General features: G+C 63.7%; 21 protein-coding genes. 8 read left to right on the forward strand and 13 right to left on the reverse strand.

The features are described 5' to 3' along the window. Window positions 1-45 precede the first annotated feature (45 nt). Window positions 46-1,116 (forward strand): cell division protein ZapE, encoded by a 1,071-nt coding sequence (gene zapE, locus ABOC32_RS22415; RefSeq protein WP_426808924.1) that lies wholly within the window; start codon window positions 46-48, stop codon window positions 1,114-1,116. A 127-nt stretch (window positions 1,117-1,243) separates the two neighbouring features. On the opposite strand, the gene ABOC32_RS22420 is transcribed toward zapE, so the two are convergent. Further along, window positions 1,244-3,133, reverse strand: a complete 1,890-nt coding sequence (locus ABOC32_RS22420) for a propionyl-CoA synthetase (protein ID WP_426808925.1) — start codon at window positions 3,131-3,133, stop codon at window positions 1,244-1,246. A 179-nt stretch (window positions 3,134-3,312) separates the two neighbouring features. Between ABOC32_RS22420 and ABOC32_RS22425 the strand changes: the two genes are divergently transcribed. Beyond that, complete coding sequence (locus ABOC32_RS22425; RefSeq protein ID WP_426808926.1) at window positions 3,313-4,179, forward strand: LysR family transcriptional regulator; 867 nt, start codon at window positions 3,313-3,315, stop codon at window positions 4,177-4,179. On the opposite strand, the gene ABOC32_RS22430 is transcribed toward ABOC32_RS22425, so the two are convergent. From ABOC32_RS22430 to ABOC32_RS22450, 5 genes are all read right to left on the reverse strand, one after another. Further along, entirely contained in the window at window positions 4,153-5,307 is a 1,155-nt protein-coding gene (locus ABOC32_RS22430; RefSeq protein ID WP_426808927.1) for an HPP family protein, read from the reverse strand. The two genes, ABOC32_RS22425 and ABOC32_RS22430, sit on opposite strands and share 27 nt — an antisense overlap. Window positions 5,308-5,645: 338 nt before the next feature. Then, window positions 5,646-6,965: a sensor histidine kinase gene (locus ABOC32_RS22435; RefSeq protein WP_426808928.1), complete on the reverse strand. Its 1,320-nt coding sequence runs from the start codon at window positions 6,963-6,965 to the stop codon at window positions 5,646-5,648. Continuing rightward, complete coding sequence (locus ABOC32_RS22440; RefSeq protein WP_426808929.1) at window positions 6,962-7,630, reverse strand: response regulator transcription factor; 669 nt, start codon at window positions 7,628-7,630, stop codon at window positions 6,962-6,964. Before ABOC32_RS22440 ends, ABOC32_RS22435 begins: the two co-directional genes overlap by 4 nt. Then, window positions 7,631-7,945: a PepSY domain-containing protein gene (locus ABOC32_RS22445; RefSeq protein WP_016485921.1), complete on the reverse strand. Its 315-nt coding sequence runs from the start codon at window positions 7,943-7,945 to the stop codon at window positions 7,631-7,633. It lies immediately after the preceding gene. Further along, window positions 7,945-8,250: a PepSY domain-containing protein gene (locus ABOC32_RS22450; protein WP_426808930.1), complete on the reverse strand. Its 306-nt coding sequence runs from the start codon at window positions 8,248-8,250 to the stop codon at window positions 7,945-7,947. Before ABOC32_RS22450 ends, ABOC32_RS22445 begins: the two co-directional genes overlap by 1 nt. A 238-nt stretch (window positions 8,251-8,488) precedes the next feature. On the opposite strand from ABOC32_RS22450, the gene ABOC32_RS22455 reads away from it, so the two are divergent. Both ABOC32_RS22455 and queD read left to right on the forward strand, forming a co-directional pair. Further along, a complete protein-coding gene (locus ABOC32_RS22455; RefSeq protein WP_426808931.1) occupies window positions 8,489-9,568 on the forward strand; it encodes a patatin-like phospholipase family protein in 1,080 nt (359 codons plus the stop codon). A gap of 53 nt (window positions 9,569-9,621) precedes the next feature. Then, window positions 9,622-9,978: a 6-carboxytetrahydropterin synthase QueD gene (gene queD / locus ABOC32_RS22460; protein WP_012271598.1), complete on the forward strand. Its 357-nt coding sequence runs from the start codon at window positions 9,622-9,624 to the stop codon at window positions 9,976-9,978. A gap of 130 nt (window positions 9,979-10,108) precedes the next feature. On the opposite strand, the gene ABOC32_RS22465 is transcribed toward queD, so the two are convergent. After that, a complete protein-coding gene (locus ABOC32_RS22465) occupies window positions 10,109-10,588 on the reverse strand; it encodes a DUF1289 domain-containing protein (protein ID WP_426808932.1) in 480 nt (159 codons plus the stop codon). A gap of 406 nt (window positions 10,589-10,994) precedes the next feature. Between ABOC32_RS22465 and acnB the strand changes: the two genes are divergently transcribed. Further along, entirely contained in the window at window positions 10,995-13,604 is a 2,610-nt protein-coding gene (gene acnB, locus ABOC32_RS22470) for a bifunctional aconitate hydratase 2/2-methylisocitrate dehydratase (RefSeq protein WP_426811646.1), read from the forward strand. Between the two features lie 188 nt (window positions 13,605-13,792). On the opposite strand, the gene prpD is transcribed toward acnB, so the two are convergent. The 6 genes from prpD to ABOC32_RS22500 all read right to left on the reverse strand — a co-directional run bounded on the left by prpD (window position 13,793) and on the right by ABOC32_RS22500 (window position 22,431). After that, window positions 13,793-15,277 (reverse strand): 2-methylcitrate dehydratase, encoded by a 1,485-nt coding sequence (gene prpD, locus ABOC32_RS22475; RefSeq protein WP_426808933.1) that lies wholly within the window; start codon window positions 15,275-15,277, stop codon window positions 13,793-13,795. 161 nt (window positions 15,278-15,438) lie between these two features. After that, the gene (gene prpF / locus ABOC32_RS22480; RefSeq protein ID WP_426808934.1) at window positions 15,439-16,629 is read right to left on the reverse strand and encodes a 2-methylaconitate cis-trans isomerase PrpF; all 1,191 of its coding nucleotides are present in this window, start codon (window positions 16,627-16,629) and stop codon (window positions 15,439-15,441) included. A 146-nt stretch (window positions 16,630-16,775) separates the two neighbouring features. Next, window positions 16,776-19,364, reverse strand: coding sequence for a Fe/S-dependent 2-methylisocitrate dehydratase AcnD (acnD, locus tag ABOC32_RS22485; RefSeq protein ID WP_426811647.1), 2,589 nt, complete (start codon window positions 19,362-19,364; stop codon window positions 16,776-16,778). A 161-nt stretch (window positions 19,365-19,525) separates the two neighbouring features. Next, window positions 19,526-20,653: a bifunctional 2-methylcitrate synthase/citrate synthase gene (prpC, locus tag ABOC32_RS22490; protein WP_368976371.1), complete on the reverse strand. Its 1,128-nt coding sequence runs from the start codon at window positions 20,651-20,653 to the stop codon at window positions 19,526-19,528. Between the two features lie 174 nt (window positions 20,654-20,827). Further along, window positions 20,828-21,718: a methylisocitrate lyase gene (gene prpB / locus ABOC32_RS22495; protein ID WP_016485912.1), complete on the reverse strand. Its 891-nt coding sequence runs from the start codon at window positions 21,716-21,718 to the stop codon at window positions 20,828-20,830. After that, window positions 21,715-22,431: a GntR family transcriptional regulator gene (locus tag ABOC32_RS22500; protein WP_426808935.1), complete on the reverse strand. Its 717-nt coding sequence runs from the start codon at window positions 22,429-22,431 to the stop codon at window positions 21,715-21,717. Before ABOC32_RS22500 ends, prpB begins: the two co-directional genes overlap by 4 nt. A 307-nt stretch (window positions 22,432-22,738) precedes the next feature. Here ABOC32_RS22500 and ABOC32_RS22505 point away from each other — a divergent pair, with 307 nt between their 5' ends. Genes ABOC32_RS22505 through ABOC32_RS22515 form a run of 3 tightly spaced genes read left to right on the forward strand, consistent with a single transcriptional unit; the run spans window position 22,739 to window position 25,796 of the window. Further along, window positions 22,739-23,275 (forward strand): ATP-dependent zinc protease family protein, encoded by a 537-nt coding sequence (locus ABOC32_RS22505; RefSeq protein ID WP_016500534.1) that lies wholly within the window; start codon window positions 22,739-22,741, stop codon window positions 23,273-23,275. 5 nt (window positions 23,276-23,280) lie between these two features. Continuing rightward, window positions 23,281-24,816 (forward strand): inactive transglutaminase family protein, encoded by a 1,536-nt coding sequence (locus tag ABOC32_RS22510; protein WP_426808936.1) that lies wholly within the window; start codon window positions 23,281-23,283, stop codon window positions 24,814-24,816. Further along, on the forward strand, window positions 24,816-25,796 hold the full coding sequence (locus ABOC32_RS22515) for an alpha-L-glutamate ligase-like protein (RefSeq protein ID WP_016500536.1): 981 nt from the start codon (window positions 24,816-24,818) through the stop codon (window positions 25,794-25,796). Before ABOC32_RS22510 ends, ABOC32_RS22515 begins: the two co-directional genes overlap by 1 nt. Window positions 25,797-25,939 lie beyond the last annotated feature (143 nt).

Raw genomic sequence — 25,939 nt, forward strand, 5'->3', positions numbered from 1 at the left:
GGGCAAGCTGCACGCTGCCCCGCCATCGCCCAAGGAGCTTTGCTTTTGTCTGCCTGGATCCCTGCCCCACTGCGCCAGCTTGGCCAGCGCCTACGTGGCGCCACCACCAGCCAGAGCGAACTGCTCGACTGGTTCGAGGACAAAGCCCGAAGCCGGGGTTACCAGCTGAGTGACGGCCAGCGACGGGTGATCCACTGCATGGCCGAACAACTGGCACTGCTTGAACAAGGGCAGCCACGCAGCCTGTACCTGTACGGTTCGGTGGGGCGCGGCAAGAGCTGGCTGCTGGACGGCTTCTTCCAGGCGGTGCCAGTCGAGGCCAAGCGCCGCCTGCACTTTCATGATTTTTTTGCCCGCCTGCACCAGGGCATGCACCGCCACCGGGCGCTGGATGATGCGCTGGGCGCCACCCTCGACGAACTGGTGGGTGGCTGCCAGGTGCTGTGCTTCGACGAATTCCACGTGCATGACATCGGCGATGCCATGCTGCTCACCCGCCTGTTCAACGCCCTGTTCGCACGCGGTGTGTTCCTGCTGGTGACCTCCAACTACGCGCCTGAAGGGCTGCTGCCCAACCCGCTGTACCACGAGCGCTTCTTGCCGGTAATCCGCCTGATCAACGGGCGCATGCAGGTTCTGGAAGTGGGTGGCGACACCGATTTTCGCAGTTTGCCGGCCAACCGTGAGCACCAGCGGTTTACCCAAGGCCACTATGTATGGCCGGGGACGGCAGCGCAGCGCCAGGCGCTGGGCGTGCCGGACGAGCAGCCGGTAATGCTTGATGTGAACAAACGCCCGCTGCGTGCGCTGGCCATCGATGACCGTCGAGTGGTGCTTGGTTTTGACGATTTGTGCGAAAAGGCCACGGCGGTAATCGACTACCTGGCGCTGGCGCAGCAGTACGATGAATGGATCATCGATGGGCTGGATGACCTGGCGGAGTGTTCGCTGGCGGCTCAGCAGCGCTTCGTCAACCTGGTGGATGTGCTGTATGACCAGGACCGACAGGTGACAGTGATTGGCAAACGGCCGCTGGAAGAAAGCCTCGGTGGCCCGCTTGCCGACCTGATGCGTACCCGCAGCCGGTTGGGGCAACTGCACCAGGTAGCCGTTTAGAGCTGTATTGCGTGAAACGGACCTTTCGCGGGTGAACCCGCTCCCACAGGGGTCACACAGGCCTTGAGTACTGTGCAGTACCTGTGGAAGCGGGTTCACCCGCGAAGAGGCCATCAAGGTCTCCCCATCAACCGGCCCTGGGCAAATCCGCCAGCACCGCCTCGATCTCGCCCAGCACTGCCGGGTCATCCAGGGTCGAAGGCGGTACATAGTCCTGCCCGTCGGCAATCTTGCGCAGCACCGCCCGCAAGATTTTCCCCGAGCGGGTCTTGGGCAACCGCTTCACAAGCCGAACCCGGTTGAAACAGGCCAGCGGGCCAATCGCTTCGCGCACGCTGCCCACCAGGTCCACCAGCAACTGCGCCTCGGCAATGCCCTCGCCGTCCTTGAGCACAACAAGGGCCAACGGCACTTGCCCCTTGATTTCATCGTGCACGCCAATCACCGCACACTCGGCCACCGCCGGGTGGCAGGCCACCAGGTCCTCCATTTCGCCGGTGGACAGCCGGTGCCCGGACACGTTGATCACATCATCCGTGCGCCCCATGATGTAGACGAAACCGTCATCGTCCAGAAAGCCGCCGTCACCCGTGTGGTAATACCCCGGGTAGGTGCGCAGGTAAGCCTGCAAGTAACGCTCGTGGTCGCCCCAGAGGGTCTGGCTGCACCCGGGCGGCAATGGCAAGGCAATGACGATCGAGCCCTGGTGGTTGGGGCCCAGCAAGTGGCCCTCGTCATCCACCACACGCACGTGATAGCCCGGTACCGCCCGGTTGCTGGAGCCCGGCTTCGCCGCACTGCCCTCCAGCCCCACGCAGGGCGCGGTGACCGGCCAGCCGGTCTCGGTCTGCCACCAGTGGTCATGCACCGGCTTGCCACTGACCCGCTCCAGCCATTCATGGGTGCTGGAATCAAGCTTCTCACCGGCCAGGAACAGCTGGCGCAGCGAACTGAGGTCGTGCTTGCGGATCAGCTCGCCTTCCGGGTCTTCCTTGCGGATGGCACGCATGGCGGTGGGCGCACAGAACAGCGCGTTGACCTTGTATTGCTCCACCACCCGCCAGTAAGCCGAGGCGTCCGGGGTGCGGATCGGCTTGCCTTCGTAGAACACCGTGGTGCAGCCGCTCATCAGCGGCCCATAGACGATCAGCGAATGGCCGACCACCCACCCCACATCGGAAATGCCCCACCATATGTCGCCGGCCTGCATGCCGTAGATATGGCGCATGGCGTAGCACAGCGCCACGGCATTGCCGCCGTTTTCCCGGACAATACCCTTGGGTTTGCCGGTGGTGCCGGAGGTATACATGATGTACAGCGGGTCACCGGCATCCAGCTCGACCGGTGTCACCGGCTGGGCGCCGGCCAAGGCGGTGTGCCAGTCCAGGTCGCGGCCTGGCTGCAGCTGTGCCTGCGCCTGCGGCCGTTGCAGCACCAGCACATTGCGCGGCTGGTGCCGGGCCAGCTGCAAGGCGCGGTCGACCAGCGGCTTGTAGGCAATCACCTTGTCGAATTCCAGCCCGCAGGACGCCGTCAGCAGCAGGGTCGGCCGGGCGTCATCGATGCGCAGGGCCAGCTCGTTGGCGGCAAAGCCGCCGAACACCACCGAATGCACCGCGCCAATCCGCGCGCAGGCCAGCATGGCCATGGCCGCTTGCGGCACCATGGGCATGTAGATGATCACGCCATCGCCCTTCTTCACCCCTAGCTGGCGCAGCAAACCGGCCAGGCGCGCCACTTCATCGCGCAACTGATTGTAGGTGTAGGCCTGCTGCACACCAGTGACTGGCGAATCGTAGATCAGCGCCACCTGCTCGCCACGGCCCAACTCGATCTGGTGATCGAGGGCCAGGTAGCAACTGTTCAGGCGGCCATCGGCGAACCAGCGGTGGGTACCGTCGGCGTTGTCCTGCAGGGTAAGGGCAGGCTTGCGGTGCCAGGCCAGGTGCGCGGCCTGTTCCGCCCAGAAAGCGGCAGGGTCGGAAATGGAATGGGCGTAGCTGTGCTGGTAGCTCATATCGAAGGGAACCCGGTACTTGTTGTTATTGAAGGGCGAACTCTGAGTATGGACCGCTACACCCGCGCCGCCATGGGACTAAAGTCACAACCGACCTGCAAATTTGCAGACAACGCAAAAACGCCCCATAACGGTGCGAAGCCTCTAGAATAGGCCACCCTTCAGCCACCGAGCAGCCCATGGATATCGATCAGGCCCGAACCTTTCTGGAAATCGTGCGTTGCGGCAGCCTGGTCGCCGCCGCCGAACGCCTGTTCGTGTCACAGACGGCAATTACCGCCCGCGTGCAGCGCCTGGAGCAGCAACTGGGTTGCCAGCTGTTCGTGCGCAGCCGCAACGGCGCCAGCCTGACCAGCGACGGCGAAGCTTTCGTCAGTTATGCCAACCAGCTGGTGCAAACCTGGGAAGCGGCGCGGCGCGACCTGCCGCTGCCCGAAGGCTGCCAGCAAGTGCTGCATGTGGGGGGCGAAGTAAGCCTGGGCAACCCGATGTTGCTCGACTGGGTCAGTACCCTGCACCGTGAGCTGCCCGGCCATGCCATCCGCAGCGAGGTGAGTGACGGCGAGTCGCTGCTGCGCAAGGTCGAGATGGGTTTGCTGGACGCTGCACTGGTGTACCAGCCGACCTACGGGCCGGGCTTGCAGGTGGAACAGTTGATGGAAGAAAAGCTGATCCGCGTGCGCCGGGTCGACCAGCCAGAACCCTACATCTACATCGACTGGGGCGAGGCCTTCCGCCGCCAGCACGATGCCGCCCTGCCCGACTGCGCTCGCCCGGCGCTCAGCTTCAACCTGGGCCCACTGGCCTTGCAGTTCATCCTCGACCAGGGCGGCAGCGGTTACTTCCGCACGCGGGTGGTGCAGGCCTACCTGGACAGCGGCGTGTTCGAGCGGGTGCCACAGGCGCCGGAATTCACCTACCCGACCTTCCTGGTGTACCCCCGCAAGCGCGACAGCGAAGCCCTGCAACAGGCCTTCGCCATCCTGCGCCGGCTGGTGGCCGCCGGCGCCAGCGACTGGTCACAACGCTGGGACCCGGTTATCTGAAGCCTCGGCTTTGCTGAGCAACTGGCGCTTGAGGCCGGCGATCAGGTCGGTCTGGGTGATTACCCCCACCAGCTTGCCGGCATCGAGCACCGGCAGGCAATGCAGGCCCTGCTCGCACAGAAGCGGCAACAGGCGCTCCAGCGGATGCTGGCTGCTGACACTGACCACCCGCCGGCTCATCACCTGCTCCATACGCACCGCCTTGCGGCCGAACAGCCCGCGCCAGCTGAAACGGCCACGCTGCATGGCCGGGCCGACCAGGTCGCTGAGGCTGACGATGCCCACCAGCTTGCCCTCCTGCAATACCGGCAGGGTTTTCAGGTGGTGGCTGGCAAGCATTTTCCAGGCCTGCTCGAGGGTGGTCTCGGGCGTGGCGAACTGCACATCGCGCGACATCACCGAAGCTGCGGTAATGCCGCCAAGGCTGCGCTCCAGGGCGTGCTGCTCGGTGGCCAGGATGATGCGTTCCAGCTCGTCACGGGTGACGTCGACGAACTCACCCAACTCTTCCAGGGCCTGGTCCAGGTCCTCGCCACGGATGCCGACCCGCTCACTGGGCAGCGGGTCGTGGGTGTGGTGCACATCTTTGCGCGGCGCCATGCCTTTCGGGTAGCGCACCCCGGTCAGGCGGTTATAGACAACCGCCACGCTCACCAGGATCAGCGCGTTGAGCAGGATGGGCTCAAGCAGGTGATCGCCCATGGCGGTCAGCCCTGAGTCGGCCAGTACGGCACTCACAGCCACCCCGCCACCCGGCGGGTGCAGGCAACGCAGCAGGCACATCACCAGGATCGAGACGCCCAGGGCCGCTGCGGCCACCCACAGCTCCGGGCCGAAGCCTTGGCGCATGGCCAGGCCGACCGCGCCAGCCAGCGCGTAGCTGCCCAGCACCGGCCAAGGTTGGGCCAACGGGCCGGAATGCACGGCGAACACCAGCACTGCCGAGGCCGCCAGCGGGCCCAGCAGGTGCAAGGCGATGCCGGGGCCATAGGCCATGCTGGTCAGCCAGCCAGCGAGGAACAGACCGAGCAACGCACCGATACCGGCACGCAACCATTCTTTTGGAGGGGTATTCAGGGGCGCCGGCAACAGGCGCTGCAGACGGCTTTCGGAACGCGAGGCAGACATTGGGTAATCGGGGTCTTTGGTTTGTTCTGATTAAAAAGAAAGCCCAGCCGAGCTGGCCTGGGCCTCGTATTGCGCGTGCAATACCACAAGGGGCTCCGTCCGTGGAGAGATGGAAACCGCAGGGTTTCGTGGGGGGATTTTGCCGGGTGGGGGGAATTTGGGCTAATTCAAAAAACTGCGGCTGTACTGCAATTTTTTTGCAGTACTGACATTGCCCAAGCGGGCCACTGGAACTGTGGGAGCGGGTTCACCCGCGAACACCGGCGAAGCCGGTGCCATCCACCGCGCTGGCTTCTTCGCGGGTGAACCCGCTCCCACAAGAGATCGCAGCCCCGGTATTACCGAGCCTTGCGTGGCAGGTCGATGCTCACCCGCAACCCGCCCAGCGGGCTCTCCAGCAAGGCCAGCCGCCCGCCCCATGCGTCGACGATATCGCGCACGATGCCCAACCCCAGGCCATGCCCGTCCACCTGCTCGTCCAGCCGCGAGCCGCGTTCCAGCACTTGCTGCCGTTGGCTCTCGGGGATGCCGGGGCCATCGTCATCAACCCACAGCTGGTAGCCCTCGGCCTTCGGCTCAATGCCCAGCCGCACCTCGCTGTCAGCCCACTTGCAGGCGTTGTCCAGCAGGTTGCCCAGCAGCTCCAGGAAGTCCTCACGGTCCCATGGCAACAACAGCCCGGGCGGTGCATCACTTGCCAACAACAGGCCCTCGCCATGGATCATGCCCAACGTTCCGAGCAACCCCGGCAACTCGGCGTCACAGTCGAACTGCGCGCCCGGCAGCGCATCCCCTGCCAGCCGCGCGCGGTTCAGCTCGCGTGCCAGCCGTTGCTGAATCTGCTCCAGCTGCTCGCGCATCTGCGCGCGGACTTCGGGCAGATCCTTTAGGCGTTCGCTGGAGGCCAGGCTCAGCAGTACCGCCAGCGGCGTCTTCAGCGCATGCCCGAGGTTGCCCAAGGCATTGCGCGAACGGCGCAGGCTGTCTTCGGTGTGGCTGAGCAGGTGGTTGATCTGCCCCACCAGCGGCACCAGCTCGCTGGGCACCTCAGCATCCAGTTGCGAACGCTGGCCCTGCTGCAACTGGGCGATCTGCCGGCGTGCGCGCTCCAGCGGCCGCAACGAGCGGGTCACGGTGATGCGCTGCAGCACCAGCACCAGGATCAGCGCCACCAAGCCCATGCCCAGGCCAATCTGCTGCAGGCGCCGGAAGCCTTCGCGCACCGGTGAATAGTCCTGTGCCACGCTGATCGAGATGTCCTGGCCCAGGCGCCGATAGTCGGCACGCAAGGCCAGCAGCTGCTGCCCTTCCGGGCCTAGTTCATGGCTGTCGGAAAGGCCGGGGGCGGCGGGTTTTGGCATGTCCAGGTCCCACAGCGAGCGCGAGCGCCAGGTGCCCTGGTCAAAATCGATGCGAAAGTAATAGCCGGAGAACGGCCGCTGGTAAGCGGCAGAAATACGCCGTTCGTCCAGCTGCAAGCCCGAAGGGCCGCGCACCAGGGCCACCAGCAGGTTCTCGCTTTCCTTGCGCAGGCCGTTTTCCAGGTAGCGCTGCAGGCCAGCTTCGAACAGCCACAACGTCAGTTGCGCCAGCACTACACCGGCCACCACCAACACCGCCACCAGGCCCAGGCTCAGCCGCGCCTGGATCGACTTCACCCGGGGCTCCCGGCGTAGATGTAGCCTTGCCCGCGACGGGTCTCGATCACGCTGCGGCCCAGCTTGCGCCGCAAGTGGTTGACGTGCACTTCCAGCACGTTGGAGTCCCGCTCGGTTTCGCCGTCATAAAGGTGCTCGGCCAAGTGGCTTTTGGACAGGATCTGCTGCGGGTGCAGCATGAAGTACCGCAGCAGCCGAAACTCGGCGGCGGTCAGTTGCACATCCATGCCGTCACGGCTCACACACTGGCGGCTTTCATCCAGGTGCAGCCCGGCGGCCTCCAGTTTCGGCTGGTTGGCCAGGCCCCGGGCCCGGCGCAGCAGTGCCTGGATACGCAATTGCAGCTCTTCCGGGTGGAACGGTTTGCTCAGGTAGTCATCGGCCCCGGCCTTCAGCCCCTCGATGCGCTCGGCCCACGAGCCGCGGGCGGTGAGGATCAGCACCGGCGTGGCCAGGCCGGCAGCGCGCCACTGGGCCAGCACATCCAGGCCCGGCAAGCCCGGCAGGCCAAGGTCGAGAATGATCAGGTCGTAGGGTTCGCTCTGCCCTTGGTAAACCGCGTCGCGGCCGTCGGCCAGCCAGTCCACGGCATAGCCCTGGCGCTGCAGGCCTGCGGTCAGTTCGTCGGCCAGCGGTACATTGTCCTCGACAAGCAACAGGCGCATTCAGTCGTCTTCCTCGTCTTTGAGCAGGGCACCGGTGCTGGCATCGAGCTTGATCTCGCGCACCACACCTTCAGCCGTCAGCAGTTCGACTTCATATTCGTAGCGATCGTCGTCTTCTTCCAGCTCGGCTTCCAGAAGACGCGCCCCGGGGTAACGCCCCAAGGCGGTTTCCAGCAATTGCTCGAGCGGCAGGATGACGCCCTTCTGCCGCAGCTTCAGGGCTTCGTCCTGGTCAAGGTCGCGGGCAGCGGCCAGGGAGCACACGGCCAGCAGCGCCAGCGCGAGGTAGCGCGCCGGCCGTGGTAAATGGATCATCAGCGGTCCTGTTTGTCCTTCAGCACTTCACCGGTCTTGGCATCCAGATCAACATCCCATTCAACGTTCTGCGCGTCGCGCAACTCAACCTTGAGGATGTAGCGGCCGTACTCGTTTTCCAGCTCGGAGTCGGTGATGGTCGCGCCAGGGTGCTTGGCCTTGGCAACGTCCGCCAGCTTTTGCAGGGACTGCACGGTGCCAGCTTTTTCCAGCGCGCTGATTTCGTGGGCCGGGACATCGGCCAGGGCGACATTAGCGCCCAGGGCAAGGGCAGCGGCGGTAAACAGGGCAGTAAAGGTTTTCATCGTTCTTCTCTCCTGAGAACTGTGTAAGTTGTCTACGGGATCAAGACTAACCACCGGTCCTTAATTGAACCTGAAAACAGCTGGCGCCATGATAGCGCAGTTACACCTCCAGCCAGACTCGCTCCCCTGTAGGAGCAGCCTTGTGCTGCGAAAGGGCCCGTGCAGGTACAACAGTTGTGTAGTCTGTACCGGCCCTTTCGCAGCACAAGGCTGCTCCTACAAGCCCAAGAGATCCGCCATGAGCGCCATCCACATCAAGTACCCCGCCCTCACCTTCAAGGCCGGCCAGCGCGCCCTGCGGCACATCCGCGAGCGCGGCCTGCAGGCGGCCGATGTCGGGGTGCTCCCGGGTGCGGCTGGTGGCCCGAAGCCGCTGGGCATCCAGGGCCTGGACCTGGCACTGTTCGGCGAGTGGCTGCCTTCGGCACCGCGCCAGCGCGCCCTGATTGGCGCTTCGATCGGCGCCTGGCGCTTCGCCAGTGCTTGCCTCGACGACCCGGTCGCCGGTATCCGCCGCCTGGGCGAGCTGTACACCGAACTGGATTTTGCCAAGGGCGTCACCCCGGCCGAAATCAGCCACAGCTGCCAACGCATGCTCGATGACCTGCTGCAGGGCCGCGACGGCCAGCTGCTGGCCAACCCGCACTATCACCTGAATATCCTGGTGGTGAAAAGCCATGGCCAGCTTGCCCACGACCATCGCGGCCGCCTAGGGCTGGGCCTGGGCTCGGTGGTCGCCAGCAACCTGCTCGGCCGTTCGCGCCTGGCGCGCCACTTCGAGCGCATCATCCTGCACGACGGGCGCGCCACGCCGCCGCTCGACGCACTGACCGACTTCCCTTCACGCTACCTGCCGCTGGACCTGGCCAACCTGCGCCACGCCCTGCTCGCCTCGGGCTCGATCCCGATGGTCATGCAGGGTGTGAAAGACATCCCCGGCGCGGGTGCAGGCACCTACCGCGACGGCGGCCTGCTCGACTACCACCTCGACCTGCCCTACCGCGGCGACGACCTGGTACTGTATCCGCACTTCACCGACAAGGTGGTACCCGGCTGGTTCGACAAGGCCTTGCCCTGGCGCAAGGGCGATGCCACCCGCCTGCAGAACGTGCTGCTGATGACCCCTTCGCCGCAGTACCTGGCCGCCCTGCCCTACGGCAAGCTGCCCGACCGCAACGACTTCAAGCGCTTCATCGGCGATGCGCCGGGCCGCAAGCGCTATTGGTACAAGGCCATCGCCGAAAGCCAGCGCCTGGGCGACGAGTTGCTGGAGCTGGTCGCCACCGGGCGGCTGCATGAACGCCTGCAAGCCTTGTAACGGCCATGCTGGTAGACTGCGCGCATTATTGATTCACACAGAGTTAAGACAGCGTGGAAATCTTCAAGGAATTTACATTCGAATCGGCCCACCGCCTGCCCCACGTCCCTGAAGGGCACAAATGCGGCCGCCTGCATGGCCACTCGTTCAAGGTCGGCCTGCACCTGACCGGCCCGCTCGACCCGCACACCGGCTGGATCCGCGACTTCGCCGAGGTCAAGGCGATCTTCAAGCCGATCTACGAGCAACTGGACCACAACTACCTGAACGACATCCCGGGCCTGGAAAACCCCACCAGCGAAGTGATCGCCAAGTGGATCTGGGACCAGGTCAAGCCGCTGATGCCGGAACTGTCCAAGGTGCGCATCCACGAAACCTGCACCAGCGGTTGCGAATACACCGGCGACTGATTCAAGTGATGTGCTGGCCTCTTCGCGGGCTCGCCCGCTCCCACAGGATTATCACCGTTCTTGAGGGCTGTGATGTACCTGTGGGAGCGGGCGAGCCCGCGAAGAGGCCGGTAGCTTTATCAAAAAGGCTTCAGCCTTGACCCGCCTGCAAGGCATCACGCAGGAAACTGGGGGCGATGTAGCGCTGGTAATGCGCCTCTGAAAGCAGGAAGAACTCGCGATCGATGGCATCGCGCAATTGCGGCAGTTCCCAGTCGCGGAACTCTGGCAGCAACACCATGCCGTAGGCCTCCAGGTCACGGATCATCCGCGCCCCGCGGGCTATCAGCTGGTAGGCCCAGCAATATTCCGACTGCTGCTCGACAAAGCGGATGGAGCGCTGCTCCAGTTGCTGACGCAGCAGGCTTTTGTCGAACACCTCCAGCTTGGCCATCATCACCTGCACCAGCAACTGCTCAAGGCGCAGCCACACCGCGCGCTTTTGCGAGTCGTCATAGCCGTTCCAGTTGATCACTTCGTGGTGAAAACGCTTGCAGCCACGGCACACCGTGTCTCCGTACACCGTGGAGCACAGGCCGACGCAAGGGGTCTTGATGGACTTGTTGGACATGAAAAACAACAGTTTGGCGGAGGAACACGGACCCATGTTAGCCCTTTGTCTAACCAGGGTCACTCGTTAAAGTCATCTTCTGCGCCTTACTTTCAGGCTTTTTTTGCCGTAGAATCATCCGGCCTTTTCAAAGGCAACAATGTCCGTTGGAAGCTGTTTTCAAAGCGTCACGAGCACAGTTAATCCGGTAGAACGGCGTTGGCCCGGGCCATGCATCCCTCGCATGCCCGCGCCAGCCCTCATCAGCTCCCCGTTCTGCAGGCGTAAAACTTTGAAAGCAGCTTCTGTAAGGATTCTTTGCGACTCTGGCTGGGCGGCCCACAAAGCCGTGGCAGCGCATGGGTGCATTGAATGCTGGATAAGCGTCCCGGACCCCCTTTAGGGACCACTGATGAGGGAAATAACTGTGCTTGAAGCCTACCGCAAACACATCGAAGAGCGTGCCGCCCTGGGTATCGTGCCCCAGCCGCTGAACGCCGAACAAACCGCAGGCCTGGTCGAGCTGCTGAAAAACCCGCCGGCCGGCGAAGAAGCCTTCCTCGTAGACCTGATCACCAACCGCGTACCGCCAGGGGTCGACGAAGCTGCCTACGTCAAGGCCGCTTTCCTCTCCGCCGTCGCCAAGGGCGAAGCCAAGTCGCCGCTGATCGACCGCAAGCACGCCACCGAACTGCTGGGCACCATGCAGGGCGGCTATAACATCGAAACGCTGGTCGCACTGCTGGATGACGCCGAACTGGGCGCCGTCGCGGCCGAACAGCTCAAGCACACCCTGCTGATGTTCGATGCCTTCCACGACGTGGCTGAAAAAGCCAAGGCCGGCAACGCTCACGCCAAGGCCGTGCTGGACTCCTGGGCTGCCGGCGAGTGGTTCACCGCCCGCCCGGCCATCGCCGAGAAGTACACCCTGACCGTGTTCAAGGTGCCAGGCGAAACCAACACCGACGACCTGTCGCCTGCTCCGGACGCCTGGTCGCGCCCTGACATCCCGCTGCACGCCCTGGCGATGCTGAAAATGGCCCGCGACGGCATCGAGCCTTCGCAGCCAGGTTCGGTCGGCCCGCTGGCGCAGATCGAAGCCGTCAAGGCCAAGGGCTTCCCGGTTGCCTATGTAGGTGACGTGGTCGGTACCGGCTCCTCGCGTAAATCCGCTACCAACTCGGTACTGTGGTTCTTCGGCGACGACATCCCGTACGTGCCGAACAAGCGCGCCGGTGGCTTCTGCTTCGGCACCAAGATCGCCCCGATCTTCTACAACACCATGGAAGACGCCGGCGCCCTGCCGATCGAGTTCGACTGCACCAACCTGGGCATGGGCGACGTCATCGACGTTTACCCTTACAAAGGTGAAGTGCGCCGTCACGGCAGCGACGAACTGGTCACCAACTTCGAGCTGAAAACCGAGGTACTGCTGGACGAAGTCCGCGCTGGCGGCCGTATCCCGCTGATCGTCGGCCGTGGCCTGACCGAAAAAGCCCGCGCCGAGCTGGGCCTGGGTGCTTCCGACCTGTTCAAGAAACCAGAGCAACCTGCCGATTCCGGCAAGGGCTTCACCCTGGCGCAGAAAATGGTCGGCCGTGCCTGCGGCCTGGCAGAAGGCCAGGGCGTGCGCCCAGGTGCCTACTGCGAGCCGAAGATGACCACCGTCGGTTCCCAGGACACCACTGGCCCGATGACCCGCGACGAGCTGAAAGACCTGGCGTGCCTGGGCTTCTCTGCCGACCTGGTCATGCAGTCGTTCTGCCACACCGCGGCCTATCCGAAGCCGATCGACGTCACCACCCACCACACCCTGCCAGACTTCATCCGCACCCGTGGCGGCGTGTCGCTGCGCCCAGGCGACGGCATCATCCACAGCTGGCTTAACCGCATGCTGATGCCTGACACCGTCGGTACCGGTGGCGACTCGCACACCCGCTTCCCGATCGGCATCTCGTTCCCGGCCGGTTCCGGCCTGGTGGCCTTCGCTGCCGCCACCGGCGTCATGCCGCTGGACATGCCAGAATCGATCCTGGTGCGCTTCAAGGGCAAACTGCAACCCGGCATCACCCTGCGTGACCTGGTTCATGCCATCCCTTACTACGCCATCCAGAAAGGCCTGCTGACCGTCGAGAAGAAAGGCAAGAAAAACGCCTTCTCCGGCCGCATCCTGGAAATCGAAGGCCTGGACGAACTGACCGTTGAGCAAGCTTTCGAGCTGTCCGACGCCTCGGCCGAGCGTTCCGCTGCCGGTTGCACCATCAAGCTGCCAGAGAAGGCCATTGCCGAGTACCTGACGTCCAACATCACCCTGCTGCGCTGGATGATCGGCGAAGGCTACGGCGACCCACGTACCCTGGAGCGTCGCGCCCAGGCCATGGAAGCCTGGCTGGCCAACCCTGAGCTGCTGTCGGCTGACGCCGATGCCGAATACGCCGAAATCATCGAAATCGACCTGGCCGACGTCAAGGAGCCTGTGCTCTGCGCGCCGAACGACCCGGACGATGCCCGCCTGCTGTCTTCGGTACAGGGCGAGAAGATCGACGAAGTGTTCATCGGTTCGTGCATGACCAACATCGGTCACTTCCGCGCTGCCGGCAAGCTGCTGGACAAGGTCAAGGGCGGTATCCCGACCCGTCTGTGGCTGGCTCCGCCAACCAAGATGGACGCTCACCAGCTGACCGAAGAAGGCTACTACGGCATCTACGGCAAGGCCGGTGCGCGCATGGAAATGCCAGGCTGCTCGCTGTGCATGGGTAACCAGGCACGTGTGCAGACCGGTTCGACCGTGGTCTCCACCTCGACCCGTAACTTCCCGAACCGTCTGGGCGACGCCACCAACGTGTACCTGGCATCGGCCGAACTGGCTGCTGTCGCTTCGATCATCGGCAAGCTGCCGACCGTCGAAGAGTACATGCAGTACGCGAAAGACATCGATAGCATGGCTGCCGACGTTTACCGCTACCTGAGCTTCGACCAGATCGCCGAGTTCCGCGAAGCGGCAGCCAACGCCAAGATCCCGGTGGTTCAGGCGTAAGCTGAGCGGCAAGTTGTAAGCTACAAGCTACAAGAAAAAGCCCCGGCAGCGATGCCGGGGCTTTTTTGTTTCAGCCTGTACTGGCCCTATCGCCGGCAAGCCAGCTCCCACAGGTACTCCACAGGTCTTGAGGACGGAGGGCACCTGTGGGAGCTGGCTTGCCGGCGATAGGGCCAGTACAGGCAACCTCAGATCACAAACATATCCACAAACCTGTGCACCGCCATCCCCTCCAGCCGCTGCTGGTCCTTGCACACACCCACAATCTCCGCACACCGCTGCCGGGCAAAACGCGTCGCCAGGTTCGCCCTGAACTTGGCCTCCAGCAACGGTATGCCCTCCCCTCGCCGCCGCCGGTGCCCGATCGGGTATTCCACCACCACTTGGTCAGTGCTGCTGCCATCCTTGAAGAACACCTGCAGCGCGTTGGCGATCGAGCGCTTGTCCGGCTCCAGGTACTCGCGGCTGAAGCGCAGATCCTCCACCACCTCCATCTTCTCGCGCAGGCGGTCGATGCTCGGGTGGTTCGCATGGAAAGCATCTTCATAGTGCTCCGCCACCAAATGGCCGAATATCAACGGTACCGCCACCATGTACTGTAGGCAGTGGTCACGGTCGGCCGCATTGGCCAGCGGGCCGCTCTTGGAAATGATGCGGATCGCCGATTCCTGGGTGGTGATGACGATGCGGTCGATTTCATGCAGGCGGTTGCGTACCAGCGGATGCAGGGTCACTGCCGCCTCACAGGCGGTCTGGGCATGAAACTCGGCAGGGAAACTGACCTTGAACAACACGTTTTCCATCACATAGCTGCCCAAGGCCTGAGGCAGACGCAGCTCGTACTGCCCGGCAGGCTTGAGCGCCAGGTCCTTGTTGGTATGACTGAACGACACGTCGTAGAACCCCCACTGCGGCGCCGTGAGCACGCCCGGCACGCCCATCTCGCCGCGCAGGGCGATATCGGCCAGGCGCACGCCCCGGCTGGAAGCATCGCCAGCTGCCCAGGACTTGCGGGAGCCGGCGTTGGGCGCGTGGCGGTAGGTACGCAGGGCCTGGCCGTCGACAAAGGCGTGGGACAAGGCCGAAAGCATCTGCTCGCGATTGGCCCCCATCAGCCTGGCACACACAGCGGTCGAGGCTACCTTCACCAGAATCACGTGGTCGAGGCCGACGCGATTGAACGAATTTTCCAGTGCCAGCACACCCTGGATCTCGTGAGCCATGACCATGGCTTCAAGCACCTCACGCATCAGCAGCGGCGCCTCACCTGCAGCGACGTGCTTCTGCGACAGGTGATCGGCAACAGCCAGGATGCCGCCAAGGTTGTCCGAAGGATGGGCCCATTCAGCGGCCAGCCAGGTGTCGTTGTAGTCCAGCCAGCGCACCGTGCAGCCGATGTCCCAGGCGGCCTTGACCGGGTCGAGGCGGTAGGCGGTGCCGGGGACGCGGGCACCATTGGGGACCAGCGTACCTTCCACCTGAGGGCCGAGCAGTTTGGTGCATTCAGGAAAGCGCAGGGCCAGCAGGCCGCAGCCGAGGGTGTCCATCAGGCAGTTGCGTGCGGTGGCCAGGGCTTCGGCGGAATCGACCCGATAGCCGAGGGCGTAGTCGGCCAGGGTTTGCAGCACCCGGTCGTAGTCCGGGCGGTCATTGAGGTCTACATTGGCGCTCATATCCAGCTCCTGTGAAAGGGGGCTGCTGTGCAGCCCTTCGCGGGCTTGCCCGCTCCCACAGGGATATCACAGCATTCAAACCCTGTGATTACCTGTGGGAGCGGGCAAGCCCGCGAAGGGCCGCAAAGCGGCCACTCTTGAAGCCGAGCGCCAGTGGTGCTTTAGAAGCTATCGCCAGGCACGCGAACCCAGCCCTCCATCAGCACGCGAGCACTGCGACTCATGATTGCCTTGGTCACTGTCCATTCACCCTCCACCCGGCGGGCCTCGGCCCCGACCCGCAAGGTGCCCGAAGGGTGGCCAAAACGCACAGCGCTGCGCTCGCCCCCGCCAGCGGCGAGGTTGACCAGCGTGCCCGGGATGGCCGCTGCGGTGCCGATCGCCACCGCCGCGGTACCCATCATGGCATGGTGCAGCTTGCCCATCGACAGGGCCCGTACCAGCAGGTCGATATCGCCTGCCTGCACTGCCTTGCCACTGGACGCAGTGTAGGTGCTCGGTGGCGCAACGAACGCCACTTTTGGTGTGTGCTGACGCCCGGCAGCCTGGTCGACATTGTCAATCAAGCCCATGCGCACGGCGCCATAAGCACGAATGGCCTCGAAACGCAGCAGCGCCTGCGGGTCGCCGTTGATGGCGTCCTGCAGTTCGGTGCCGGTGTAGCCGATGTCGGCAGCATTGACAAAAATGGTCGGGATACCGGCATTGATCAAGGTTGCCTTGAAGGTGCCCACGCCCGGCACTTCCAGGTCATCGACCAGCTTGCCGGTAGGGAACATGGCACCGCCGCCGCCGTCTTCATCGGCTGCCGGGTCAAGGAACTCCAGCTGCACCTCGGCCGCCGGGAAGGTCACCCCGTCTAGTTCGAAATCGCCGGTTTCCTGCACTTCACCTTCGGTGATCGGCACGTGGGCGACGATGGTCTTGCCGATGTTGGCCTGCCAGATGCGCACCGTGGCGATGCCGTTGCGCGGAATGCGCGCCGGGTCGACCAGGCCACTGCTGATGGCGAACGAACCGACCGCAGCCGACAGGTTGCCGCAGTTGCCGCTCCAGTCGACGAAGGCCTTGTCGATACTGACCTGGCCGAACAGGTAGTCGACATCGTGTTCGGGCTTGATGCTTGGCGACAGGATCACGGTCTTGCTGGTGCTGGACGTCGCACCGCCCATGCCGTCGATCTGCTTGCCGTAGGGGTCGGGGCTGCCGATTACCCGCAGCAGCAGTGCATCGCGGGCCGGGCCGGGGACCTGCGCCTGCTCGGGCAGGTCTTGCAGGCGGAAGAACACGCCTTTGCTGGTGCCGCCACGGATGTAGGTGGCGGGGATTTTGATCTGGGGTACATGTGCCATTGTCTTGGGCATCCTGATAGTCCGGTGAAATACCCTGGGGCTGCTTGGCAGCCCTTTCGCGACACAAGGCCGCTCCCACAGGTACTGCGCCGCCCGTTGTAGGAGCGGCCTTGTGTCGCGATGGGCCGCAAAGCGGCCCCTTGCAATTACACGGTCGCTTCGAGGAAGTCCTGGGCGAAGCGCTGCAGCACCCCGCCCGCCTCGTAGATCGACACTTCCTCGGCGGTGTCCAGGCGGCAGGTCACCGGCACTTCCAGGCGCTCGCCATTGCTGCGGGTAACCACCAACGTCAGGGTCGCCCGTGGCGTACGCGCGCCCAGTACGTCATAGGTCTCGCTGCCGTCCAGGCCCAGGGTCTTGCGGTCGGTGCCTGGCTTGAACTCCAGCGGCAACACGCCCATGCCCACCAGGTTGGTGCGGTGGATGCGCTCGAAGCCTTCGGCGACAATCGCCTCGACGCCCGCCAGGCGCACGCCCTTGGCCGCCCAGTCACGGGACGACCCCTGGCCGTAGTCAGCGCCGGCAACAATGATCAGCGGCTGCTTGCGCTGCATGTAGGTCTCGATCGCCTCCCACATGCGGGTGACCTTGCCTTCCGGCTCGATACGCGCCAGCGAGCCCTGCTTCACGCTGCCGTCTTCCTTGCGCACCATTTCGTTGAACAGTTTGGGGTTGGCGAACGTGGCACGCTGGGCGGTCAGGTGGTCGCCGCGGTGGGTGGCGTAGGAGTTGAAGTCCTCTTCCGGCAAGCCCATTTTCGCCAGGTACTCACCGGCGGCGCTGTCGAGCATGATGGCGTTGGACGGCGACAGGTGATCGGTGGTGATATTGTCCGGCAGCACCGCCAGCGGGCGCATGCCGCGCAGGGTACGTTCACCGGCCAGCGCACCTTCCCAATACGGCGGGCGGCGGATGTAAGTGCTCATAGGGCGCCAGTCGTACAGCGGCGCCACCTTCGGCCCACGGTCCTCCTCGATGGCGAACATCGGGATGTACACCTTGCGGAACTGTTCCGGCTTGACCGCAGCACGCACCACGGCGTCGATCTCTTCATCGCTCGGCCAGATGTCCTTGAGGCGGATTTCCTTGCCATCGACCACGCCCAGCACATCCTTCTCGATGTCGAAGCGGATGGTACCGGCAATGGCATAGGCCACCACCAGCGGCGGCGAGGCCAGGAAGGCCTGCTTGGCATACGGGTGGATACGCCCGTCGAAGTTGCGGTTGCCCGACAGCACGGCGGTGGCGTACAGGTCACGGTCGATGATTTCTTGCTGGATCGCCGGGTCCAGTGCGCCGGACATCCCGTTGCAGGTGGTGCAGGCGAAGGCGACGATGCCAAAGCCGAGTTGTTCGAGCTCTTTCTCCAGGCCGGCTTCTTCCAGATACAGCTTCACAGCCTTGGAACCCGGCGCCAGCGACGACTTGACCCACGGCTTGCGGGCCAGGCCCAGCTTGTTGGCATTGCGCGCGATGAGGCCTGCGGCAATCACGTTGCGTGGGTTGCTGGTGTTGGTGCAGCTGGTGATGGCGGCGATGATCACCGCGCCGTCGGGCATCTGCCCCGGCACTTCTTCCCAGCTGCCGGCGATGCCTTTGGCGGCCAGGTCACTGGTGGCAACGCGGGCGTGCGGGTTGGACGGGCCGGCCATGTTGCGCACCACGCTCGACAGGTCGAAGCTCAGGGTGCGCTCGTAGACGGCGCCGTCCAGGCTGTCGGCCCACAGGCCGGTCGCCTTGGCGTAGGTTTCCACCAGCTTGACCTGCTGCTCTTCACGGCCGGTCAGGCGCAGGTAGTCGATGGTCTGCTGGTCGATGGCGAACATCGCGGCGGTGGCGCCGTATTCCGGGGCCATGTTGGAAATGGTGGCACGGTCACCCAGGGTCAGCGCGCGGGCGCCCTCGCCGTGGAATTCCAGGTAGGCGCCGACGACTTTCTGTTTACGCAGGAACTCGGTCAGGGCCAGCACTAGGTCGGTGGCGGTGATGTTGGGTGCCAGTTTGCCGGTCAGCTCGACGCCGACGATTTCCGGCAGGCGCATCCACGAAGCGCGGCCGAGCATCACGTTTTCGGCTTCCAGGCCGCCCACGCCGATGGCGATCACGCCCAGGGCGTCGACATGCGGGGTGTGGCTGTCGGTGCCGACGCAGGTGTCCGGGTAGGCCACGCCGCGGTCACTGTGGATGACAGGCGACATCTTCTCCAGGTTGATCTGGTGCATGATGCCGTTGCCCGGCTGGATCACGTCGACGTTCTTGAACGCCTTCTTGGTCCAGTTGATGAAGTGGAAGCGGTCTTCGTTGCGGCGGTCTTCAATGGCGCGGTTCTTTTCGAAGGCCTGTGGGTCGAAGCCACCGCACTCCACTGCCAGCGAGTGGTCGACGATCAGCTGCACCGGCACTACCGGGTTGACGGCGGCCGGGTCGCCACCTTTGTCGGCGATGGCATCACGCAGGCCGGCGAGGTCGACCAGCGCGGTCTGGCCGAGGATGTCGTGGCACACCACGCGGGCCGGGAACCACGGGAAGTCGAGGTCGCGCTGGCGTTCGATCAGTTGGCCCAGCGAGGCGTCGAGGGTGGCCGGGTCGCAGCGGCGCACCAGGTTTTCGGCGAGCACGCGGGACGTGTAAGGCAGGCCGTCGTAGGCGCCGGGCTTGATCGCCTCGACCGCCGCACGGGCATCGAAGTAGTCCAGGTCGGTGCCTGGCAGGTTTTTGCGGTATGCAGTATTCATCATTCAGGCTCGGTCAAGGATTCGGAAAGCTCCACCGCCCCCTTGTGGGAGCGGGCTTGCCCGCGAATGCGTCAGCAGGTGCGGCTGCGGTTGCCCGGTCGGGCGCATTCGCGGGCAAGCCCGCTCCCACAGGGGAAACGGGTTGCCTCTCTCATTTCTATTCAGCGCTGCTCGATCGGCACGAACTGACGCTGCTCGACGCCGACATACTCGGCGCTCGGACGGATGATGCGGTTGTTGGCACGCTGTTCGAAGACATGCGCCGCCCAGCCGGTCAGGCGCGAGCAGACGAAGATCGGGGTGAACAGCTTGGTCGGGATGCCCATGAAGTGGTACGCCGAGGCATGGTAGAAGTCGGCGTTGGGGAACAGGCGCTTCTGCTCCCACATGGTCTTGTCGATGGCTTCGGACACCGGGTACAGCACCTTGTCGCCCACTTCGTCGGCCAGTTGCTTCGACCAGCCCTTGATCACCTCGTTGCGCGGGTCGGACTCTTTGTAGATGGCATGGCCAAAGCCCATGATCTTGTCCTTGCGCTCCAGCATGCGCAGCAGCTCGGCAGTGGCTTCCTGCGGGCTCTGGAAGCGCTCGATCAGCTCCATCGCCGCCTCGTTGGCACCGCCGTGCAGCGGGCCGCGCAGCGAGCCGATGGCGGCGGTGACGCAGGAGTACAGGTCGGACAGGGTCGAGGCGCAGACGCGAGCAGTGAAAGTCGAGGCGTTGAACTCGTGCTCGGCATACAGGATCAGCGACACATTCATCACTTTGACGTGCAGCTCGCTTGGCTTCTTGCCGTGCAGCAGGTGCAGGAAGTGGCCGCCCAGGGTGTCTTCGTCACTGGTGCAGTCAATGCGCACGCCATGGTGGGTGAAGCGGTACCAGTAGCACATCACCGCCGGGAACAGCGCCAGCAGGCGGTCGGTCTTGTCGTGCTGGGCTTCGAAGGTGAGCTCTGGCTCCAGGGTGCCCAGTACCGAGCACCCGGTGCGCATCACGTCCATCGGGTGGGCGTCACGCGGGATGCGCTCCAGCACTTCCTTCAACGCTTGTGGCAGGTCACGCAGGCCCTTGAGCTTGCGCTTGTAGTCCACCAGTTCGGCCTGGGTTGGCAGCTCGCCGTACAGCAGCAGGTAAGCGACTTCTTCGAATTCGGCACCTGCTGCCAGGTCACGCACGTCGTAACCCCGGTAGGTCAGCCCGGCACCGGCCTGGCCCACGGTGGACAGTGCGGTCTGGCCGGCCACCTGGCCACGCAGGCCTGCGCCACTGAGTACTTTCGCTTCGGCCATGGTGTTTCTCCTTTCTTGAATTTGTTATGGATATCTTGCTGGCTAATTCGGTTCATCCGTGCCGGCCTCTTCGCGGGTAAACCCGCTCCCACAGGTAAAACACACGTTTCAAAAGCTGTGCTGTACCTGTGGGAGCGGGTTTACCCGCGAAGAGGCCGGCACAGGCAGCATCACTTACCCTTTCTTCTGGGCAAACAGCGCGTCGAGGCTCTGCTCGAAGGCGTGGTAACCAATGGCATCGTAGAGCTCCATGCGGGTCTGCATGGTGTCGATCACGTTTTTCTGCGTGCCGTCGCGGCGCAGCGCGGTGTACACGTTCTCGGCGGCCTTGTTCATGGCACGGAACGCCGACAGCGGGTACAGCACCAGCGACACGTCGACCGAGGCCAGCTCTTCGGTGGTGTACAACGGCGTGGCGCCGAATTCGGTGATGTTGGCCAGGATCGGTGCCTTCACCCGATCAGCGAACGTCTTGTACATCTGCAGTTCGGTGATGGCTTCCGGGAAGATCATGTCGGCGCCAGCCTCGATGCACGCCTCGGCGCGATCCAGGGCAGCGTTCAGGCCTTCGACGGCCAAGGCGTCGGTGCGCGCCATGATCACGAAGCTGTCGTCGCTACGGGCATCGACGGCGGCCTTGATACGGTCGACCATTTCCTGCTGGCTGACGATTTCCTTGTTCGGGCGGTGGCCACAGCGTTTGGCGCCAACCTGGTCCTCGATATGGATGGCAGCAGCGCCGAACTTGCTCATCGAGCGCACGGTGCGGGCGACGTTGAAGGCCGACGCACCGAAGCCGGTGTCGACATCCACCAGCAGCGGCACGTCGCACACGTCGGTAATGCGGCGCACATCGGTGAGCACGTCGTCCAGGCCGGTGATGCCCAGGTCCGGCAAGCCCAGCGAGCCTGCGGCCACGCCGCCACCGGACAGGTAGATGGCCTTGAAGCCGGCGCGTTTGGCCAGCAGGGCATGGTTGGCGTTGATGGCGCCAACCACCTGCAGGGGATGTTCGGCAGCAACGGCGTCGCGGAAACGCTGACCGGGGGTGCTCTTCACAGTCATTTCTCACCTCGTGGGCTGTTGTTGTGGGCGTCCAGATAGTGACGCTCGATGTTGCGCTTGGACGCGCCGATGTGGCGGCGCATCAGGAGTTCGGCCAGCTCGCCGTCACGGTCGGCGATGGCATCTAGGATGCGGTGGTGTTCGGCAAAGGCCTGGCGTGGCCGATTGGGCGTGGCAGAGAACTGGATGCGGTACATGCGCACCAGTTGGTACAGTTCGCCGCACAGCATCTTGACCAGGGTCTGGTTGCCGCTGCCCTGGATGATCCGGTAATGGAAGTCGTAGTCGCCTTCCTGCTGGTAGTAACCCACACCGGCCTGGAACGCGGCATCGCGCTCATGGGTATCGAGCACCCGGCGCAGCTCGTCGATGTCGCCCTGGCTCATGCGTTCGGCTGCCAGGCGGCAGGCCATGCCTTCCAGCGACTCGCGAATTTCGTACAGTTCGATCAGTTCGGCGTGGTTCAGCGACACCACGCGCGCACCCACATGCGGTACGCGCACCAGCAGGCGCTGGCCTTCCAGGCGGTGGATGGCCTCGCGCAACGGCCCGCGGCTGATGCCGTAGGTGCGCGCCAGCTCCGGCTCGGAAATCTTGCTGCCGGGGGCAATTTCGCCCTTGACGATGGCCGCCTGAATGCGCCTGAAGACGTTTTCAGACAAGGTTTCCGTTTCGTCTGTCAGCACCGGGCTGGGGATGGAAAGGTCCTGCATATTGTCGACACCTTGAAAATCTCTTCGCCAGAAATTAACGAAATCAAGCGCGCCAGTCAAAGACAAAATGAATATTGTCGACAATCGTCTAATAACGAACTAACCCCGGCCCGGCGCTGTCAGATCGCGCACCGCTGGCGTCAAGACGTCGGCGTGATAGAATGCCGCGCCTCCGATGGGGTATGGATAGCCTGTCTGTCATACATTCATGCTTGTTGACAGATATAAAGAGGAAGCTTGCGCAGTAGTTGCCAGTCGCCTTGACCAGAACCTTGCCTAGAACCTTGCACTGCACCGCGCCAGGATTATGAGACTTACACCCGTTTTATTGCTGCTATGCCTCACCCTGCTGCCGGCCCTTGGTCAGGCTGCGGGCAAGACCGTCTATGGTCTCAACGAATATGCACGGCTGGGCGACCTGGACCTGGAAGTGGCCGCCAAGCTCGACACCGGCGCCAAAACCGCCTCGCTCAGCGCCCGCGATATCAAGCGGTTCAAGCGCAACGGCGAAAGCTGGGTGCGCTTCTACCTGGCCATCGATGCTGCCCACTCGCACCCGATCGAGCGCCCGCTGGCACGCGTCAGCAAGATCAAGCGCCGGGCCGGCGACTATGATGCCGAATCGGGCAAGGCCTACACGGCACGCCCGGTCATCGAACTTGAAATCTGCATGGGCCAGGCCATGCGCACCATCGAAGTCAACCTCACCGACCGCAGCGCCTTCCAGTTCCCGCTGCTGATCGGCTCCGAGGCACTCAAGCACTTCGACGCGCTGGTCGACCCAAGCCTTAAATATGCGGCCGGCAAACCTGCCTGTGCCACCGACGCTCACAAAGCAGAGTAATTCCGATGCGCTCTCTTACCCTCCATCTGAAAGTCCTGATCACCGTACTGGTGCTACTGGGTGTGGCGGTCACGGCTTACCAGATCTTCTTCCTCGGCATCCCGGTGACCGAGGATGAAACCGACGACCTGTGGAACATCGACGCCAAGGTCGAGTTCGTGGCCAGCACCAAGGACCCGGTCAAGGTGCAGATGTTCGTGCCACCGCTGAACCGCGACTACGTCAGCCTCAACGAGAGCTTCATCTCCAACAACTACGGGGTGAGCGTCAACCGTGCCGACGGCAACCGCAAGGTCACCTGGTCGGCCCGCCGCGCCAGCGGCAACCAGACCCTCTACTACCGCCTGGTGCTGACCAAACGCTACAGCAACGAAAAGACCACGGTCAAAGGCCCGACCTTCCGTGACAGCCTGGCTATCGAAGGCCCCGAGAAGATCGCCGCCGAAGCCCTGATGGCGCCGATTCGCCAGCACTCTGCCGACGTCGAAACCTTCGTCAGCGAGACCATCAAGCGGGTCAACAACCTCAACGACGACAACGTCAAGCTGCTGCTGGCCGGCGACACCTCGCCGATGAAGAAAGCCCAGATCATCGACCTGCTGCTGTCGATCGCCCACGTGCCGATGGAAAAGGTGCACACCATCCGCCTGGTGGCCGACACCCCGCAAACCCCGGAACTGTGGCTGCGCAGCTTCAACGGTAACGACTGGCTGTACTTCAACCCGGACACCGGCGAGCAAGGCCTGCCCAGCGACCGCCTGCTGTGGTGGACCGGTGACGACAACCTGATCACCGTCGATGGCGGCAAGAAGGCCAACGTCACCTTCAGCATGAACAACAGCGAGATGAACGCCATCCGCCTGGCCAAGCTGACCGACGAGAACACCGACGCCGACTTCCTCGAGTACTCGCTGTACAGCCTGCCGCTGCAGACCCAGCAAACCTTCATGATCATGGTAATGATCCCGATCGGCGTACTGGTGATTCTGGTGCTGCGCAACCTGGTCGGCCTGCAGACCCTGGGCACGTTCACCCCGGTGCTGATCGCCCTGGCCTTCCGCGAGACCCAGCTGGGCTTCGGCATCGTGTTGTTCACGGTGATTACCGCCCTTGGCCTGTCGTTACGCTCCTACCTGGAACACCTCAAGCTGCAAATGCTGCCACGCCTGTCGGTGGTACTGACCTTCGTCGTGGTGCTGATCGCCGCCATCAGCCTGTTCAGCCACAAGCTGGGCCTTGAGCGCGGGCTGTCGGTGGCACTGTTCCCGATGGTGATCCTGACCATGACCATCGAGCGCCTGTCGATCACCTGGGAAGAGCGTGGCGGCGGCCATGCCATGAAAGTGGCCATCGGCACCCTGTTTGCCGCCTCTGTTGCACACCTGCTGATGATGGTGCCGGAGCTGGTGTACTTCGTGTTCACCTTCCCGGCCGTACTGCTGATCCTGGTGGGCTTCATGCTGGCGATGGGCCGCTACCGCGGCTACCGCCTGACCGAGCTGGTGCGCTTCAAGGCATTCCTGAAGAAGGCTGACGCCTGATGTTCGGCCTGATCAAGACGTGGAAAGCCCTGGAGGCCCGGGGCATCATGGGTATCAACCGGCGCAACGCGGACTACGTGTTGAAGTACAACAAGCGCAGCCTGTACCCGATCGTCGACGACAAGATCATCACCAAGGAGCGCGCCCTGGCGGCCGGCATCCATGTGCCGGAAATGTACGGCATCATCGAAACCGAGAAAGAAATCGATAAGCTCGACCAGATCATTGGCGGGCGCAGCGATTTCGTCATCAAGCCGGCGCAAGGCGCCGGCGGTGACGGCATCCTGGTCATCGCCGACCGCTTCGAGGACCGCTACCGCACGGTGTCGGGAAAGATCATCAGCCACGAGGAAATCGAGCACCAGATTTCGAGCATCCTCACCGGCCTGTACTCGCTGGGCGGCCACCGCGACCGTGCGCTGATCGAGTACCGGGTTACCCCCGACCAGATCTTCAAGAGCATCAGCTACGAAGGCGTGCCAGACATCCGCATCATCGTGCTGATGGGCTACCCGGTAATGGCCATGCTGCGCCTGCCGACCCGCCAGTCCGGCGGCAAGGCCAACCTGCACCAGGGCGCCATCGGCGTGGGCGTCGACCTGGCCACCGGCGTGACCCTGCGCGGCACCTGGCTGAACAACATCATCAGCAAGCACCCGGACACCACCAATGCGGTGGACGGCGTGCAGCTGCCGAACTGGGACGGCTTCATGAAGCTGGCCGCCGGTTGCTATGAACTGTGCGGGCTGGGTTACATCGGTGTGGACATGGTGCTGGACCAGGAAAAAGGCCCGCTGATTCTGGAGCTCAACGCCCGCCCGGGCCTGAACATCCAGATTGCCAACGACTGCGGCCTGACCCAGCGCACCCACGCCATCGAGGCGCACATCGAAGCGCTGGCCAAGGATGGCATTACCGAAGATGCCGAACAGCGGGTTCGGGTAGCTCAGGGCTTGTTCGGGCACGTGCCTAACCGCTGATTTGCCGGGGCTGCCTTGCAGCCCATTCGCAGCACAAGGCTGCTCCTACAGGTACTGCGCAGGTTTCCAGGGCTGCGTTTCACCTGTAGGAGCAGCCTTGTGCTGCGAATGGGCCAAACACACTGTTGAATGTCGCGCCCAGT

This window comes from Pseudomonas sp. WOUb67 (assembly GCF_050058005.1).
Classification (GTDB): Bacteria; Pseudomonadota; Gammaproteobacteria; order Pseudomonadales; family Pseudomonadaceae; genus Aquipseudomonas; species Aquipseudomonas putida_R.